This window comes from Dinoroseobacter sp. S375, assembly GCF_049800775.1.
In the GTDB taxonomy this organism is placed as follows: Bacteria; Pseudomonadota; Alphaproteobacteria; order Rhodobacterales; family Rhodobacteraceae; genus Dinoroseobacter.
The window spans coordinates 600,905-615,955 of sequence record NZ_JBNAFR010000001.1; the positions used below are offsets into that span (position 1 = coordinate 600,905).

Genomic DNA, 15,051 nt, shown 5'->3' on the forward strand with positions numbered 1-15,051 from the left:
TTACTCCACAACCTTGGGCACAGCGAAAAAGCCCTCGCGGGCGTCGGGGGCATTGCTCAAGACCGCGCCCTGCTGATCGCCATCGGTGACCACATCCGCGCGCCGCTTGAGCCGCTGGGGCGTCACGGAGGTCATCGGCTCGACCCCCTCCACATCCACTTCATTGAGCTGCTCGATGAAGCCCAGGATCGTGTTGAACTCACCTGCCAGGGCAGGCAGCGCGTCGTCTTCGACCTTGATCCGGGCGAGTTTGGCGACCCGGCGTGCAGTCGCGGTATCAATGGACATCCGTAAGGGCTCCGCTCAGCGTGGTTTTGCCGGGTTTAGCCTTGGCGCACGGGGCCTGCAAGCATGTGACGGCGGTAAAGCTCGATCATCCAGCCCAGCATGAGCGCGTTGAGAATATGCCACAGGAAATGGGTGCCCAGCGGCAGCGCGGCGCAGACCGGCATGTCGAGCGAGCGCGCAACCAGCGACAGGCACAGCAGACCCGCGCCCAGCGTCAGACCCCGCGCCGTCGCGGGCGCGCGCCGGCGCAGAAGAACCGCATAGCCGAAGATCAGCACCGGAAGCGGCCAGTAAAAGCTCGAGATCCGGAAGAACGGCAAACCGGCAAAGACCGGCGTGAGCAGCGCCGTATATGGCAGATAGGCCAGCGCCCCCAGCGCCGCGGCCCAACCCGGCCAGCCCCAGAAATGCCGGTTGGCGGCATAGATATAGAGCAACGAGAACCCGACAATCGGCACCACATCCGCGATCGCCGCCCAGACCTGCGCATGGGTGTGAAACAGAAAACTCCCCATCCCGATCAGGGCCAGCACCAAGCATAGCAACTCCGCCAATGGCAGGCCCTGCCCCCGCACCCGGCGCCACATGACCCAGGCCACCAGCACGAAGGCCGCATTGGTCACCGCATTGACCGGCTCGGCCCAGTACCCCGGATCCAGCCGCTCGCAATAGCCGTCAATCTGCCGCCACAGCCCTTCCATTTCACCCTGCCCTTGCTACTCTTGCCCGGGATCATGCGGCGAAAGGGAGAGCAGATGAAGATCACATGGATGGGACATTCCGGCTTTCGGATCGAAATTGGCGACCAGGTCCTGCTCATCGACCCCTGGATCACCGGCAATCCCGTCTTTCCCGCTGATCAGCGTGCCGCGGCAATCGCTGGGGCCACCCATATCCTGATCACCCATGGCCATGGCGATCACAGCCCGGACGCGGTGGCCCTGTCCCAAGAGCTCGGAGCGCCCATCGTGGGGATCTATGACCTGATGACCTACTGGGCCGAAAGCGCCGGGGTCGAGGTCGTGGGCTTCAACAAGGGCGGCACGGTGCAGCTCGGCAATGTGGCCGTGACCATGGTGAACGCGGCGCATTCCTCCTCCATCGGGACGGATCATGGGCCGCTCTATGCCGGGGCCGAAGCGGGCTACATGATCTCGGGCGAGGATCGGGTGATCTATGTCTCGGGCGACACGGACGTCATGGCCGACATGAATATCTTCAACGACCTGCACCAGCCCGAGATCGGCATACTCGCCTGCGGTGGCCACTTCACCATGGATATGGAACGGGCCGCCTATGCCGCCCGCAGCTTCTTTGACTTCAAGACGGTGATCCCCTGTCACTATAAAACCTTCCCGCTGCTGGCCCAGTCAGCGCAACCGCTGATCGACGCCCTGCCCGGCACGGATGTGCGCACCCCCGAGATCATGGAGACGATCACACTCTGACGCCCGTGCGACCCGCGCGTACTGGGCCCCGGGGCGCGCAACAGCTCATCTTAAGTCTGCAAATATCCTCGCCGAAGGCATCCCGCCCCCGCCACAGGCGCGCCACCCGATCAGGGGCGCCGCGCGGCAAAGAAGGTCTTGAGCAAGGCCTCGGCCTCCACCGCGCCGATCCCGTCCACCACCTCGGGCGCGTGGTGGGATTGCGGCTGGGCAAAGACCCGCGCCCCATGGGCCACACCACCGGATTTCGGATCCGCCGCGCCATAGACCACCCGCGCCACACGGGCCGCGGCAATCGCGGCGGCGCACATGGCACATGGCTCCAGCGTCACATAGAGCACCGCCCCCGGCAGCCGTTCTGACCCGGCCGCAGCACAGGCCGCCCGCAGCACGAGGATCTCCGCATGGGCGGTGGGGTCCGACAGCTCCCGCGTGCGGTTGCCCGCCCGGGCCAACTCGGCCCCATCGGGCCCCAACAGCACCGCCCCCACAGGCACCTCGCCCCGCGCAGCGGCGGCGCGAGCCTCGGCAAGGGCGATATCCATATGGCGAGCAAAGGGGCGCATGCCCCCTCATGCCGCGCCCCATGGCCCGAGGGCAAGGGCGCAAAGGGCTTTCCCGCCGCCCCCGTCTTCGCTAAGCCCGGGTCATGAACACCACCCCTCCTCCCGGCGACCGCATCGCCAAGGTCCTCGCCCGCGCGGGCATCGCCTCGCGCCGCGAGGCCGAACGCCTGATCGCCGAGGGCCGGGTCACCGTGAACGGCAAGACCGTCGAGAGCCCCGCGCTCAACGTCACCGAGACCGACAGGATCACCTTTGACGGCAAACCGCTGGAGCCTCCGGCGCCGCCACGTCTCTGGCGCTATCACAAGCCCACGGGGCTGGTGACGACTGCCAAGGACGAAAAAGGGCGCGAGACCGTCTTCGACGCCCTGCCCCCGACCCTGCCCCGGGTGATGAGTGTCGGACGGCTCGACCTCAACTCCGAGGGTTTGCTGCTGCTGACCAATGATGGCGGGCTCAAGCGCAAGCTGGAACTGCCATCGACAGGCTGGCTGCGCCGCTACCGGGTCCGGGTCAAGGGCGCGCCTGAGGACGCGGATCTCGCCCCGCTGCGGACAGGGATCGAAGTAGAGGGCGAGCGGTTTCAGCCGATGGAAGCCCGGATCGACCGTCAGCAGGGCGCGAATGCCTGGCTGACCATTGGGCTACGCGAGGGAAAGAATCGCGAGATCCGACGCGCCATGGGCGCGCTGGGGCTCACGGTGAACCGGCTCATCCGGATCAGCTACGGCCCTTTCCGCCTCGGCGAGTTGAAGGCGGGCGAGGTCGAAGAGATCAAGGGCCGGATCCTGCGGGACCAGCTCGGGATGGAGGACGAGACCCCACCGCCCGCGCCCAAACCCCGCCCGCGCCGCCGCCGCAATCCGCCCCGGCGCTGACCCCGGCGGAGCCCGCCCGAACCGGCAATAATCCCGATAGTTGCGCCTGCGCCCTAGGCTAGACCCGCGGAACACCATATATTGGGGAGAGGAACGGTGTGGGGATCCCGGATGAGTGGAAGTGGCCTGAGACTTTTGGCGTTTTGCCTGCTGGCGGCGCTGATCCTCTATGCGGGCTTTGGCGGAGGGCTGTCATGAGCCGCCGCTACGGGGGCAAATACAGCCCCGACGCCTCCGGGTCGGGCCCCGATGCCGAGCCCGCCGCAGCCCCGCGTCCGCGCATGCCCGCAAAACGCAGCCGCACTGGCGCGCGGGTCAATGCGATGTTCTTTCTGCCCCTGCCCCTCGCCCTGACGGCCTTTGGCAAGGATGCCACGGGCATGGTGCTGAGCCTTGTCGCGCTCGGCCTGCTTCTGGGCGGGGCGTGGATGCTGCGCGAGGGGCTTCTGGCCGAGGAAGCCTATGACGCGCGCAAGGTCGCCAAGCGCCCCGCCCTGCCGCGCAAGATCTTTGCCGCTGTGCTCGCCGGCGCGGGCCTCGCCCTGGCGGGTCTGTCGAACGAGATCGGCGTGCTGGGCGCAGGCCTTCTGGCCGTCGCGGGGGCGGGCCTGCATCTGGCCGCCTTCGGGATCGACCCGCTGAGCGACAAGGGTGCGGAGGGGGTCGACGCCTTCCAGACCGAGCGCGTGGCCAGGGTCGTGGATGAGGCCGAGGCGTATCTCAAGGCGATGTCGGACGCGATCCTGCGGGCGGGCGACCGGGCGCTGGAGCTGCAGGTCGACCAGTTCGCCGCCACCGCGCGCGACATGTGCCGCCGGGTCGAGGAAGACCCGCGCGACCTGACCGCGGCACGCAAGTATCTCGGCGTCTACCTGATGGGCGCCCGGGACGCGACGGTGAAGTTTGCCGATCTCTATGGCCGGACCCGCGATGCCGGGGCGCGGCAGGATTACGTGGCGCTGCTCAAGGATCTGGAGGCCAATTTCGCCTCCAAGACCGATGCGCTGCTTCTCGAAGACCGCACCGATCTCGATGTCGAGATCGAAGTGCTGCGCGACCGGTTGGCGCGCGAAGGCGTCCGCGCCTGAACCCGCAACACCAGACGATTGAAGGGATACACCCATGTCAGACACCGTTCGCGCCAAGGCTGAAGCCGCGCTGGCAGAGGTTACCGAAGTGACCGAGACCCTGTTGCCCACGCCCAGCAACGCCCTCGTGCCCCTCGCCGAGGCCGACGCCCCGGTCGCCGAGAATATCCGGCGCGCCATGGACGAGATCGACATGGGCGACACCCAGTCCATCGTCCGGTTTGGCTCGGGCGCGCAGGCCGAGTTGCAAGAGATCAGCCAATCCATGCTGGACGGGGTGCGCAACAAGGATGTGGGCCCGGCGGGCGACAGCCTGCGCAATATCGTCACCACGATCCGCGGCTTCTCGATCTCGGAGCTCGATGTACGCCGCGACCGCAGCTGGTGGGAAAAGCTGACGGGCAAGATGGCCCCCATGGCCAAGTTCGCCGCCCGCTACGAAGAGGTGCAGGGCCAGATCGACAAGATCACCGATGACCTGCTGAACCACGAGCATGTCCTGCTCAAGGACATCAAGTCCCTCGACAAGCTCTATGGCAAGACGCTGGATTTCTACGACGAGCTGGCCGTCTACATCGCCGCCGGCGAAGAGAAGATCGCCCAGCTCGATGCCACGACCATCCCCGAGAAGGTCGCCGAGGTCGATGCCGCCCCCGAAGAGCAGCAGGTGATGAAGGCCCAGGAACTGCGCGATCTGCGCTCGGCACGGGATGATCTGGAACGCCGGGTCCATGACCTGAAACTGACGCGGCAGGTGACCATGCAATCCCTGCCCTCGATCCGGCTGGTGCAGGAAAACGACAAGTCGCTGGTCACCAAGATCAATTCGACCCTGGTGAACACCGTGCCCCTCTGGGAGACCCAGCTCGCCCAGGCGGTGACGATCCAGCGCTCGCGCGAAGCGGCCGAGGCCGTGCGCGGGGCCAATGACCTGACCAACGAATTGCTGACGGCCAATGCCGACAACCTGCGTCAGGCCAACCAGATCGTGCGCGAAGAGATGGAGCGCGGCGTGTTCGACATCGAGGCCGTCAAGCAGGCCAACGCCACCCTGATCGCCACGATCGAGGACAGCCTGCGCATCGCCGATGAAGGAAAGGCCAAGCGCGCCGCCGCCGAAGAGGATCTGGAAAAGATGGAAGCCGAGCTGCGCGACACGCTGGCCGCGGCCAGCTCGCGGGGTGACGGCACAGGCTACAATGCCGGGAGCGCCGTGCCGAAGGGATGACGACACCGGGCATCAGACGGGGACGCGCCACCGGGGCGCTGGCCGGGCTTTGCCTGGTCCTGTTGGGCTGCGTTCCACTGGACGTGGCCGACCCGGGCGCGACCTCGCCCCAGCCCACGCCCCGGGCCGCGGCGCCCGAACCCTCGCAGGCCTCGCGCGATCTGATGACCTTCTATGCCCGCTACGAGCAGCGCCAGCTGACCTCGGGCCTGTTGCGGACCGATGGTGGCGGGGTGGACACGCCCTATTCCGCCCGACAACTGGCGGAAAACTTCGAGCGGATCGCGCTTTACGACGAATACACCCTGCGTGGTGGGCGGTTCATTGCCCAGCAGAGCGAGAGCCGCCTGCGCCGCTGGAAAGAGCCGGTGCGGGTCCGCCCGGTCTTTGGCCGCTCGGTTTCGGAAGAGCAAAAGACCGGCGACCGGGCCGATCTCGACGCCTATGTGGCGCGACTGGCGCGGGTGACGGGGGCGGATATCAAGACCTCCGTCCGGGGGGCGAATTACCATGTGCTCTTTCTCAACACGGACGAGCTGCGGGCGGCGGGGCCGATCCTGCGGGATCTGGTGCCGGGGATCGACGATGCGATCGTGCGCGACATCACCGAGATGGACCGACTGACCTTCTGCTCGGTCTATGCGATCTCGGACCCCGAGACGCCGAATGACTACGAGACCGCCGTGGCGATCATCCGCGCCGAGCATCCGGACCTGCTGCGCCTCGGCTGCATCCACGAAGAGATTGCCCAAGGCCTCGGGCTTGCCAATGACAGCCGCGATGCGCGGCCCTCGATCTTCAACGATGATGACGAGTTCGCCCTGCTCACCAGCCATGACGAACAGCTGCTCCGCATCCTCTATGACCCGCGCCTGACCCCCGGACTCACCCCGGACGAGGCACGTCCCCTTGTCCAGCAAATCGCCGCCGAACGCATGGGCGGCGGCAGCTGACGCCTGCCAAAAGGACCGATTTCATGAGTATCCTCGACTTTCTCTCCGGCCAGTTCATCGATGTCATCCACTGGGTGGATGACAGCCGGGACACCATGGTCTCGCGGTTCGAACGGCAGGGGCACGAGATCAAATACGGCGCCAAGCTGACCGTGCGCGAAGGCCAGGCGGCGGTGTTTGTCCATGAGGGGCAGCTGGCGGATGTGTTCACCCCGGGGCTCTATTTCCTCGAGACGAACAACATGCCGGTGATGACCTCGCTGCAGCACTGGGATCACGGCTTCAAAAGCCCGTTCAAATCCGAGATCTATTTCGTCAACACGACCCGGTTCAATGACCTCAAATGGGGCACGAAGAACCCGATCATGCTGCGCGATCCGGAGTTCGGGCCGACGCGGATCCGGGCCTTTGGCACCTATTCGGTGCGGGTGACGGATCCGGCGCGCTTCCTGTCCGAGATCGTCGGGACCGATGGCGAGTTCACCATGGACGAGATCAGCTTCCAGATCCGCAACATCATCGTGCAGGAATTCAGCCGCGTGATCGCCGGATCCGGGATCCCCGTGCTCGACATGGCGGCCAACACCGCCGAGCTGGGCAAGGGGATCGCCACGGCGATCTCGGGCACGATCGCGGAATACGGGCTCAGCCTGCCGGAACTTTACATCGAGAACATCTCGCTGCCCCCGGCGGTCGAGGCCGCGCTCGACAAGCGGACCTCCATGGGGCTGGTGGGCGATCTGGGCAAGTTCACCCAGTATTCCGCTGCCGAGGCCATGACCGCCGTCGCGCAGGCGGGCGGGGATAGCGGCATGGGTGCCGGTCTCGGCGCGGGCATGGGCATGGCCATGGGCGCGCAAATGGCGGCGGGGCCCTGGGGTGCTCGCCCTGTGGCGGCGGCCCCTGCCCCGGTCGCAGCCGCGCCGCCCCCTCCGCCGGTCGAGCATGTCTGGCACATCGCCGAGAATGGTCAGACCAAGGGACCCTTCTCGAAGGCCGCACTTGGCCGGATGGCCAGCGAAGGCAGCCTGACCCGCGAGACCTATGTCTGGACGCCCGGGCAGGATGGCTGGATGCGCGCCGAGGACGTGACAGAGCTCGCGCAGCTCTTCACCATCCTGCCGCCGCCCCCGCCGCCGCCGCCCATGGGCTAAGCCAGACCGATGACCGACACGCCCCCCCCGGCCCCCGCGCTGGAAGAGCACCGCTTTCCCTGCAACAATTGCGGTGCGGATTTTCGCTTTGACCCGGCGGGCAACCGGCTGATCTGCGACCATTGCGGCACGGTGGGGGAGATCGAGGGCCTCGCGCCGCCACCCTCGGGCATCACCGAGCAGGATTACCGCGCCGCGCTCAGCCGTCCGGAGACGCTCGACCTCGAAGAGACCCGGGTGCTGAACTGCCCCAATTGCGCGGCACAGATCGAGTTCACGCCCGAGCTGCATGCCGCCGAATGCCCCTATTGCGCGACGCCCGTGGTCACCGATACCGGGCGGCACCGGCATATCAAGCCACAGGCCATCGCGCCCTTTGCCCTCGACGAGGGGGCGGCCCATGCGGCCATGACCACCTGGCTCGGGCGGCTCTGGTTCGCGCCCTCGGGCCTGTCGGACTACGCGCGCAAGGGGCGCAAGATGACCGGGGTCTATGCCCCCTTCTGGACCTATGACGCCGCCACGCGCAGCCAGTATACCGGCGAGCGGGGCACGGTGTACTACACCTCGCGCACGGTGATGCGGGACGGCAAGCCCACCACGGTCCGGGTGCAAAAGGTCCGCTGGCGCCGGGTCTCGGGCCGGGTGGCGCGGGCTTTTGACGATCTGCTGGTCCTGGCCGCAACCTCGTTGCCGAAACGCTTTACCGAGGCCCTGCCGCCCTGGCCGCTCGCCGATCTTGTGCCCTATACACCCGAGCTTCTGGCCGGGTTCCGGGCCGAGGGATACACGATCGCGCTGGAGGATGGGATGACCGATGCGCGCGCGCAGATGGACGCGATGATCGCCCGGGATGTGCGGTTCGACATTGGCGGCGACCGGCAACGGATCCACGGTATCCAGACCCAGGTCTCGGACGTCACCTTCAAGCATATCCTGCTGCCGATCTGGGTGGCGGCCTACAAGTATAACGGCAAAAGCTATCGCTTCGTGGTCAATGGCCAAACCGGCAAGGTGGCGGGCGAGCGCCCCTATTCGGTCTGGAAAATCGCCGCGGCAGTGCTGGTGGGCGCGATTGTGGCCGGAGCCATCGGGTATCTGGGCGCAACACAGGGCTGATCGCAGCGGACAGGCCCGAATTTCCGGCCTTGGAGGCAATGTTACCGCTAGCATTTCGGGCCAAACTGCGTAGTGTCCGGCGCGAAGACGGAGGAGGACCGAGATGATCCTATGCGCGGGCGAGGCCCTGATCGACATGCTGCCGCGGGAAACCGGAGACGGGGCCGCGGCCTTTGCCCCGGTGGCGGGCGGCTCGGTGTTCAACACGGCCATCGCCCTCGGGCGGCTCAGCGCGGATGTGGGGCTGGTCACGGGGTTGTCGCGGGATCTCTTTGGCGAGGTGCTGTCCAATGCGCTGGCGGCCTCGGATGTGGACAGCCAGCTGGCGATCATGTCCGACCGCCCGACGACACTGGCCTTTGTCACCCTGACCGACGGGCACGCGAAATACGCCTTTTACGACGAGAACACGGCCGGGCGCCTGCTGGAACCCGCAGACATGCCCGATCCGGGCCCCGAGGTCGGCACCCTGTTTTTCGGCGGAATCAGCCTCGCGGTGGAGCCCTGCGCCGCAGCCTATGAGGCGCTCTGCCTCAAGGCCGCCGAGGGCCGCGTGGTGATGCTCGACCCGAATATCCGTCCGGGCTTCATTCAGGATGAGGCCGCCTTCCGCGCGCGGCTCGACCGGATGCTGGCGGTGGCCGATATCGTCAAGGTCTCGGATGAGGATCTCGCCTGGATCGTGGGCGAAGGCCCCCTGGACGAGAGCGCCGCCGCCCTGCGCGTGCGCGGCCCGTCGATCATCTGCGTCACCCGCGGTGCCGAGGGCGTCGAGGCCCACCGCGCGAGCGGCGTGACCCGTGTCGCGGCCCAAGCGGTCTCGGTCGTGGACACGGTGGGCGCGGGCGATACGTTCAACGCGGGCTTTCTCGCCGGGCTCTCCGAGGCCGGGGCGCTGTCGCCCGAGGGGCTTGCAAGCCTCTCCGAAGACACCCTGTCCGCGGCGCTGAGCCTCGGCGCGCGGGCCGCCGCGATCACCGTCAGCCGCGCGGGGGCAAACCCGCCCTGGCGCGATGAGCTTCCATGAAGGCCCTGATTCAGCGGGTCTCTGAGGCCTCGGTCACGGTCGATGGCGCGGTAATCGGGACAAGCGGCCCGGGCCTGTTGATCCTTGTCTGCGGGATGCCCGAGGACACCCCCGAGACCGTCGCGGCGCTGGCCACCAAGATCTCAAAGCTGCGGATCTTTCGCGATGAGGGCGGGCGGATGAACCGTTCGGTTCGCGACACGGGCGGCAGTGCCCTGGTCGTGAGCCAGTTCACCCTGGCCGCCGATACCTCGCGCGGCAACCGCCCGGGCTTTTCCGGGGCCGCCGCCCCCGAACAGGGCGAAGCGCTCTATCTCGCCTTTGCCGAGGCCCTGCGCGCCACCGGCGTGGCGGTCGAGACCGGGCAATTCGGTGCGGATATGAAAGTGGCCCTCGTCAATGACGGGCCGGTCACGATCTGGATGGAGGGCTAGGGGCTAGAAAGCCGCCGCCTCCTCGGCGATCTCGGACAGAAGGGTTTGCACCGCCTGCATCGGCCCCTCGGGATAGCTGCGATGGCCGATCACCACCGTGCCGTCACGATCCGCCACGAAGACGCCGTAAGGGCAATGGCCGATATTCATCGGATCCGCCTCCATCACCTCACGCGACAGCTGCGCCGAGCAGAACAGAAACACCTGCGCCTGGTCAAAAAGCACTACATCGCTGCCCACATCCGCGCCGGTACGGGCCAGCATCTCGCCCACATGGCTCACATAGTCGATCACCAGCCCCCGATCGAGGATCGCGCTTTCGACCCCGAAAAGCGCGTCGTCATACTCGCCGTCGGTGGGATAGGTGAGGATGTCATCCCCGGCTTGCGCAGCCGTGGCAGCCGCAAGAGACACCGCGAAAATCAAGGGGCGGAGCGCGGTCATGGGACCACCTTTCTCAGCAAATGACGCGCGGCGGACCCGATCCGGCCCGCCGCGCCGTGGATCAGCCGAACATGTCGGTCGTGATGCCCGCGTACCAGCCGAGGCTTTCCTCGTAGGTGGCCTTGCGCAGGGCGGCATCCTCGCCGGTATTCGAGATGAACCCGGTGGTCTTGGCGATCTTCTCTTCCGTGGCCTCGTAGGAGGCCCCGACCTTCACACCATCCTCGGTTGCGATGAGCGACCAGCAGGTGTTCGAGAATTTCGCCGGGAAGACGCGGCTGTCGGTAAGCGCACCGCGCACGGCCATGGCGGCCACCTTGGCCTGGCTGTTGGCGGAATAACCCGATTTCGGCATATCGCCCTGCTGGCTCGCATCGCCAAGGACGTGGATATTCTCATCCTCCTTGCTTTGCATGGTGGCCGGCACGACGGGCGCCCAGCCCGCCTCATTGGTGAGGCTGGCCATGTCGGCGATGCGCCCGGCTTTCTGGCCCGGGATCACGTTGCAGACATCGACCTTCTCGACCTCGCCGTCGATCACGACTTCCATCGCATCCGGGCGCACTTCGACACTGTCGCCGCCGAAATCCGGGCCGATCCGGTCGATCATGCCCGCATAATGGTTCTGCCAGCCTTCCTCGAAGAGACCCTGTTTCGAGAACTTCTCCTTCGGATCCACGATCAGGATCTTGGCCGTCGGGTTCACCTGGCTGAGCGTATGGGCGACCATGGAGATCCGCTCATAGGGGCCCGGCGGGCAGCGATAGGGGTTGGGCGGTGCGACCATGCAATAGGTCCCGCCCTCGGGCATCGCCATGATCTGCGCCTTGAGCAGTTGCGCCTGCGTCCCGCCTTTGTAGGCGTGGGGCATGACATCCTGCGCGCTGAGGTCCCACCCCGGCACGGAGCCGTCCTTGAAATCGATCCCGGGGCTCAGGATCAGCCGGTCATAGGGCAGCATCGCGCCCCCGGCCAACGCCACCATCTTGGCGTCGCGATCCACGCCCACGGCCCAGTCATGGACCACGTTGATCCCGTAATCCGACGCCAGCGTGCCATAGGAATGGCCGAGATCGTCATAATCCTGGAACCCGCCGAGATAGAGGTTCGAGAAAAAGCAGGTGTAATAGGTGCGCGTCGGCTCCACGAGGGTGACGTCAATCGCACCCTTGCTGTCCTTGGCAATGTAGCGCGCCGCGGTCGCCCCCCCGGCCCCGCCGCCCACCACGACCACCCGTGGCTTGCCCTGCGCGCGCACCATGGGCGCCGCGAGGCTCGCGGACACCGCCGCACCGGTCGCAATGAAGTTCCGTCTTGAAATGGTCGTCATGGTCTCTCCTCCCCGATCAACCTGAGCCCCGGTCGGATCAACCGGGATTCTCGAAAAACGCTGCGAGCGCGGCAATCTCTTCGTCACTGAGACGCCCAGCGATCATCTGCATTACAGGATGCGGTCGCAGCTTGGTCTTGTATGCGTGCAATGCGAGCACAAAATCCTCTGTCGGCCAATAGGCAATAGACGGAATGCCCTGATCTGACCCGTCAATCTGGTGACAGGACGTGCATTCCGACGCGAGATACGCGCCATATTCCGCATCCCCCTGCAGCGCGAGGATATCCGGCGGCAGATCCGGGACCGAGGCCGTGGCCGTGGGCTCGGCCTCGGGGATATTGGCGGGGCTGGCGGTGAAGTCGCGCATATAGGCCAGCACATCGGCGCGATCCTGTGGGTCCTTGAGCCCGCGAAAGCTCATCCGCGTGCCCGAGACCAGCGCGCGCGGATTGGCCAGATAGGCATCCAGCGTGCGCAGATCCCAGACCAGCCCGTCATTGCCCGCGCGGACCATGGATTTCGAATAGGGAAACCCGTCCAGCGCCGCCGCGTCCCGTCCGAAAATCTCGTTCAGATGGGGCCCGATCCGGCTCAACGCCTCGGGCCCGATCTGATGGCACCCGGTACATTGCTTGAAGATCCGCGCCCCGCGCTCCGGGTCACCGATGGAATCCGCAGCAGCGGCACTGGCCCATCCGACCAGAGCCGCCGCCCAGAGCAGGGGTGTCAGCTTCCCCTGCATCCGATCACTCCTGCGCCTCGAGATAGGCGACAATCGCCGCGAGATCCTCATCCTTGCGCAGGCCCGGGAAGGACATCTTGGTGCGCGGCAGGAACTCCTTGGGCTTGGCGAGGAAGGCCTTGAGATTGCCCGCATCCCAGACGAGCCCTTCGCCCGCGCGCTCAGCCAGCGCCTTGGAATAGCGGAACCCTTCGACCGCGCCAGCGGGGGCGCCGACGATCCCGTTCAACAGCGGGCCGGTGCGGTTCTTGGCGCTCTCGCCCACCTGATGGCAGGCCTTGCACTTCTTGAAGACCTTCTCGCCAGCGGCGACCAGTTCCGGGTCAAGCTCGGGCTCGGGCGGCGCGGCGGGGGCTGCGACCTGCACGAGCTCGGCCTCGGGCTCGGCCGTGGCGGGGGCCGCAGAGGCGCTCTCATCCTCGGGGGTGACGTCCAGAACACGGGCTCGCATGGTGATCTCGACGCTGTCCTTGCAATCCGCCATGCAGGGCTCGCCGGCAAAGATCGGATACTCGGTCTCGGCCCGGTCATCGAGGATGAACCCGTCCGTATTGGTCATCTCGACCTCGAGGAAGTTCTCGTTCGAGAGCACGAAATCATCCTCCACGAGGAAGTTCGAATAGAGGATATAGGCGACGATCGCATAGACTTCGTCCACTTCCAGCGACTGGGCGTTGCCGAACGGCATGGACCGGTTCACATAGTCCCAGGCCGTGGACAGATGCGGCCAGTAGGACCCCACCGTCTTCAGCGGATCCTCGTCGGCCAAGGTCCCGTCACCACCAGCCAGCTTGGGCCAATTGCCCGCGCCCTCGGCAAACTCGCCATGGCAAACCGCGCAGTTCTCCGAGAACAGCCATTCGCCATCCTCAACCGAGCCAGAACCCGCAGGCAGGCCCCTGCCATCGGGGCGCACATCGATATCCCAGGCGGCAATCTCTGCCTCGGTGGCCGGGCGGCCCAGGCCGAACCCGTCGGCCAGGCTGGGACCCGCCAATGCGCTGCTGGCCAATGCAGCCAGGATCAACCCTTTAGGAAACTTCAACATTTTCCGCCTCCCCATTGGCGCGCACCCACCATGTCTGGATCGCATTGTTGTGGTAGATCGAGTTCAACCCGCGCACCTCGCGCAGCTGGGTCTTGGTCGGCTGGACATAGCCGCTGCTGTCATGGGCGCGGGCCTGCAACAGCATCTCTTCGCCCTGCCAGTCGTGATCGAGATAGAACCGGGTCAGCGCCTTGTCGGTGCCGGGCGCGCCGAGGCGGGCCTCCTGCCAGTTCTTGCCGCCATCGAGGCTGACATCCACGCGGGTGATATGCCCGCGCCCGGACCAGGCCAGACCGGTGATCACCAGCGGGCCATGACCATGGGTGATCGGCGCTTGCGGGCTCGGCGAGGTGACGACGGATTTCGCGTCCATCTCCCATGTCCATTTGCGCGCGATGCCGTTTTCCAGCACATCCGTGTATTTCGAGGTCTCTTCGCGGCTCTCCACCGGGCCATCCATGACCTCCACGCGGCGCAGCCACTTGACCCACATATTGCCTTCCCAGCCCGGCACGACGAGGCGCACGGGATAGCCATGCTCCTTGCGCAGGGCCTCGCCATTGGCCTTGAAGGCGACGAGCACATCGTCCAGCGCCTTGTCCATGGGGATCGAGCGCCCGTTCGACGAGGCATCGGCCCCTTCCACATAGACCCACTTGTCCGAAAGGTCCCCGGCTGCGCCCAGCCCCGCCTCTTCGAGAAGCGTGCGGAGCGAGACACCGGAATATTCCATGTTGTGGATCATGCCATGGGTGAATTGCGCCCCGTTGAGCTGCGCCCCGGCCCATTCCATCCCGGAATTGGCGGCGCATTCGCAGAAATACACGCGGTTCTCGCGGGGGAACCGCTCCAGGTCGGCATAGCTGAAGACCAACGGCGTATCGACAAGGCCGTTGATCATCAGCCGGTAGTCTTCCTTGCGCAGGTCGATCGCCCCGGAGTGATGCCGCTCGAACGCGCAGCCCTGGGGCGTGATCGTTCCGTCCAGCGCGTGGATCGGTGTGAAGTTGATCGAGCTGATCGTATCCGCGGTCAGCCATTCGACATTGCGGCGCACCACGTCGGCTTCATACTCGATGGGCAGACCGTAGGGGGTGGCATCCACCCCGTCGCCCAGGCCCTGCGCCCAGGGCTGCACCTCAGTGATCAGCGGATCGCCCGCCGCCTGCGCGGCGCCCGCGCTGGCCGCGCCTGCCGTGACGGCGGCGGCGCCTTTCAGAAATCCCCGGCGGCCGGGATCAGTGGGTTTGGAATTGCTCATGCTGTCCTCCCGAAAACACTGATGTCATCATATTCAAATG

At 66.3% G+C, this 15,051-nt stretch carries 17 protein-coding genes; 9 read left to right on the top strand and 8 right to left on the bottom strand.

Annotated features, from left to right (window positions below; genetic code table 11):
* Both gatC and ACP150_RS02850 read right to left on the bottom strand, forming a co-directional pair.
* Positions 1-288: an Asp-tRNA(Asn)/Glu-tRNA(Gln) amidotransferase subunit GatC gene (gatC, locus tag ACP150_RS02845; RefSeq protein ID WP_424965026.1), complete on the bottom strand. Its 288-nt coding sequence runs from the start codon at positions 286-288 to the stop codon at positions 1-3.
* A 35-nt stretch (positions 289-323) separates the two neighbouring features.
* Positions 324-989, bottom strand: coding sequence for a ceramidase domain-containing protein (locus ACP150_RS02850; protein ID WP_424965027.1), 666 nt, complete (start codon positions 987-989; stop codon positions 324-326).
* Positions 990-1,043: 54 nt separating this feature from the next.
* On the opposite strand from ACP150_RS02850, the gene ACP150_RS02855 reads away from it, so the two are divergent.
* On the top strand, positions 1,044-1,736 hold the full coding sequence (locus ACP150_RS02855; protein WP_424965028.1) for a metal-dependent hydrolase: 693 nt from the start codon (positions 1,044-1,046) through the stop codon (positions 1,734-1,736).
* Positions 1,737-1,846: 110 nt separating this feature from the next.
* Here the strand turns inward: ACP150_RS02855 and ACP150_RS02860 are convergent, their stop codons facing one another.
* Positions 1,847-2,302 (bottom strand): nucleoside deaminase, encoded by a 456-nt coding sequence (locus ACP150_RS02860; RefSeq protein WP_424965029.1) that lies wholly within the window; start codon positions 2,300-2,302, stop codon positions 1,847-1,849.
* Positions 2,303-2,385: 83 nt separating this feature from the next.
* Here ACP150_RS02860 and ACP150_RS02865 point away from each other — a divergent pair, with 83 nt between their 5' ends.
* From ACP150_RS02865 to dtd, 8 genes are all read left to right on the top strand, one after another.
* Positions 2,386-3,180, top strand: coding sequence for a pseudouridine synthase (locus ACP150_RS02865; RefSeq protein ID WP_424965030.1), 795 nt, complete (start codon positions 2,386-2,388; stop codon positions 3,178-3,180).
* A gap of 194 nt (positions 3,181-3,374) precedes the next feature.
* Positions 3,375-4,268 carry a 5-bromo-4-chloroindolyl phosphate hydrolysis family protein gene (locus ACP150_RS02870; RefSeq protein WP_424965031.1) on the top strand — a complete coding sequence of 298 codons (894 nt, stop codon included), beginning with the start codon at positions 3,375-3,377 and terminating at the stop codon, positions 4,266-4,268.
* A 34-nt stretch (positions 4,269-4,302) separates the two neighbouring features.
* Complete coding sequence (locus tag ACP150_RS02875) at positions 4,303-5,496, top strand: toxic anion resistance protein (protein WP_424965032.1); 1,194 nt, start codon at positions 4,303-4,305, stop codon at positions 5,494-5,496.
* On the top strand, positions 5,493-6,449 hold the full coding sequence (locus ACP150_RS02880) for a DUF2927 domain-containing protein (RefSeq protein WP_424965033.1): 957 nt from the start codon (positions 5,493-5,495) through the stop codon (positions 6,447-6,449). Before ACP150_RS02875 ends, ACP150_RS02880 begins: the two co-directional genes overlap by 4 nt.
* 23 nt (positions 6,450-6,472) lie before the next feature.
* A complete protein-coding gene (locus ACP150_RS02885; protein WP_424965034.1) occupies positions 6,473-7,603 on the top strand; it encodes an SPFH domain-containing protein in 1,131 nt (376 codons plus the stop codon).
* Between the two features lie 9 nt (positions 7,604-7,612).
* Positions 7,613-8,722 (top strand): primosomal protein N' (replication factor Y) - superfamily II helicase, encoded by a 1,110-nt coding sequence (locus tag ACP150_RS02890; RefSeq protein ID WP_424965035.1) that lies wholly within the window; start codon positions 7,613-7,615, stop codon positions 8,720-8,722.
* Positions 8,723-8,825: 103 nt separating this feature from the next.
* Complete coding sequence (locus tag ACP150_RS02895; protein WP_424965036.1) at positions 8,826-9,749, top strand: carbohydrate kinase family protein; 924 nt, start codon at positions 8,826-8,828, stop codon at positions 9,747-9,749.
* The gene (dtd, locus tag ACP150_RS02900; RefSeq protein ID WP_424965037.1) at positions 9,746-10,183 is read left to right on the top strand and encodes a D-aminoacyl-tRNA deacylase; all 438 of its coding nucleotides are present in this window, start codon (positions 9,746-9,748) and stop codon (positions 10,181-10,183) included. The genes ACP150_RS02895 and dtd overlap by 4 nt, the downstream gene beginning before the upstream one ends.
* A gap of 3 nt (positions 10,184-10,186) precedes the next feature.
* Here the strand turns inward: dtd and ACP150_RS02905 are convergent, their stop codons facing one another.
* The 5 genes from ACP150_RS02905 to soxC all read right to left on the bottom strand — a co-directional run bounded on the left by ACP150_RS02905 (position 10,187) and on the right by soxC (position 15,011).
* Positions 10,187-10,627 carry a DUF302 domain-containing protein gene (locus tag ACP150_RS02905; protein ID WP_424965038.1) on the bottom strand — a complete coding sequence of 147 codons (441 nt, stop codon included), beginning with the start codon at positions 10,625-10,627 and terminating at the stop codon, positions 10,187-10,189.
* Between the two features lie 61 nt (positions 10,628-10,688).
* The gene (locus ACP150_RS02910; protein ID WP_424965039.1) at positions 10,689-11,957 is read right to left on the bottom strand and encodes an FCSD flavin-binding domain-containing protein; all 1,269 of its coding nucleotides are present in this window, start codon (positions 11,955-11,957) and stop codon (positions 10,689-10,691) included.
* Between the two features lie 37 nt (positions 11,958-11,994).
* Positions 11,995-12,702, bottom strand: coding sequence for a c-type cytochrome (locus ACP150_RS02915; protein WP_424965040.1), 708 nt, complete (start codon positions 12,700-12,702; stop codon positions 11,995-11,997).
* A 4-nt stretch (positions 12,703-12,706) separates the two neighbouring features.
* Positions 12,707-13,750: a c-type cytochrome gene (locus ACP150_RS02920; RefSeq protein WP_424965041.1), complete on the bottom strand. Its 1,044-nt coding sequence runs from the start codon at positions 13,748-13,750 to the stop codon at positions 12,707-12,709.
* A complete protein-coding gene (gene soxC / locus ACP150_RS02925) occupies positions 13,734-15,011 on the bottom strand; it encodes a sulfite dehydrogenase (protein ID WP_424965042.1) in 1,278 nt (425 codons plus the stop codon). The genes ACP150_RS02920 and soxC overlap by 17 nt, the downstream gene beginning before the upstream one ends.
* Positions 15,012-15,051 lie beyond the last annotated feature (40 nt).

Excerpts from the sequence above, each read along its gene's own strand:
- ACP150_RS02915 (WP_424965040.1), bottom strand. The coding sequence starts at position 12,702 with ATGCAGGGGAAGCTGACACCCCTGCTCTGGGCGGCGGCTCTGGTCGGA.
- ACP150_RS02890 (WP_424965035.1), top strand. The coding sequence starts at position 7,613 with ATGACCGACACGCCCCCCCCGGCCCCCGCGCTGGAAGAGCACCGCTTT.
- ACP150_RS02885 (WP_424965034.1), top strand. The coding sequence starts at position 6,473 with ATGAGTATCCTCGACTTTCTCTCCGGCCAGTTCATCGATGTCATCCAC.
- gatC (WP_424965026.1), bottom strand. The coding sequence starts at position 288 with ATGTCCATTGATACCGCGACTGCACGCCGGGTCGCCAAACTCGCCCGG.
- ACP150_RS02920 (WP_424965041.1), bottom strand. The coding sequence starts at position 13,750 with ATGTTGAAGTTTCCTAAAGGGTTGATCCTGGCTGCATTGGCCAGCAGC.
- ACP150_RS02910 (WP_424965039.1), bottom strand. The coding sequence starts at position 11,957 with ATGACGACCATTTCAAGACGGAACTTCATTGCGACCGGTGCGGCGGTG.
- ACP150_RS02865 (WP_424965030.1), top strand. The coding sequence starts at position 2,386 with ATGAACACCACCCCTCCTCCCGGCGACCGCATCGCCAAGGTCCTCGCC.
- ACP150_RS02875 (WP_424965032.1), top strand. The coding sequence starts at position 4,303 with ATGTCAGACACCGTTCGCGCCAAGGCTGAAGCCGCGCTGGCAGAGGTT.
- ACP150_RS02905 (WP_424965038.1), bottom strand. The coding sequence starts at position 10,627 with ATGACCGCGCTCCGCCCCTTGATTTTCGCGGTGTCTCTTGCGGCTGCC.
- ACP150_RS02860 (WP_424965029.1), bottom strand. The coding sequence starts at position 2,302 with ATGCGCCCCTTTGCTCGCCATATGGATATCGCCCTTGCCGAGGCTCGC.
- dtd (WP_424965037.1), top strand. The coding sequence starts at position 9,746 with ATGAAGGCCCTGATTCAGCGGGTCTCTGAGGCCTCGGTCACGGTCGAT.
- ACP150_RS02870 (WP_424965031.1), top strand. The coding sequence starts at position 3,375 with ATGAGCCGCCGCTACGGGGGCAAATACAGCCCCGACGCCTCCGGGTCG.
- ACP150_RS02850 (WP_424965027.1), bottom strand. The coding sequence starts at position 989 with ATGGAAGGGCTGTGGCGGCAGATTGACGGCTATTGCGAGCGGCTGGAT.
- ACP150_RS02880 (WP_424965033.1), top strand. The coding sequence starts at position 5,493 with ATGACGACACCGGGCATCAGACGGGGACGCGCCACCGGGGCGCTGGCC.
- ACP150_RS02855 (WP_424965028.1), top strand. The coding sequence starts at position 1,044 with ATGAAGATCACATGGATGGGACATTCCGGCTTTCGGATCGAAATTGGC.
- soxC (WP_424965042.1), bottom strand. The coding sequence starts at position 15,011 with ATGAGCAATTCCAAACCCACTGATCCCGGCCGCCGGGGATTTCTGAAA.
- ACP150_RS02895 (WP_424965036.1), top strand. The coding sequence starts at position 8,826 with ATGATCCTATGCGCGGGCGAGGCCCTGATCGACATGCTGCCGCGGGAA.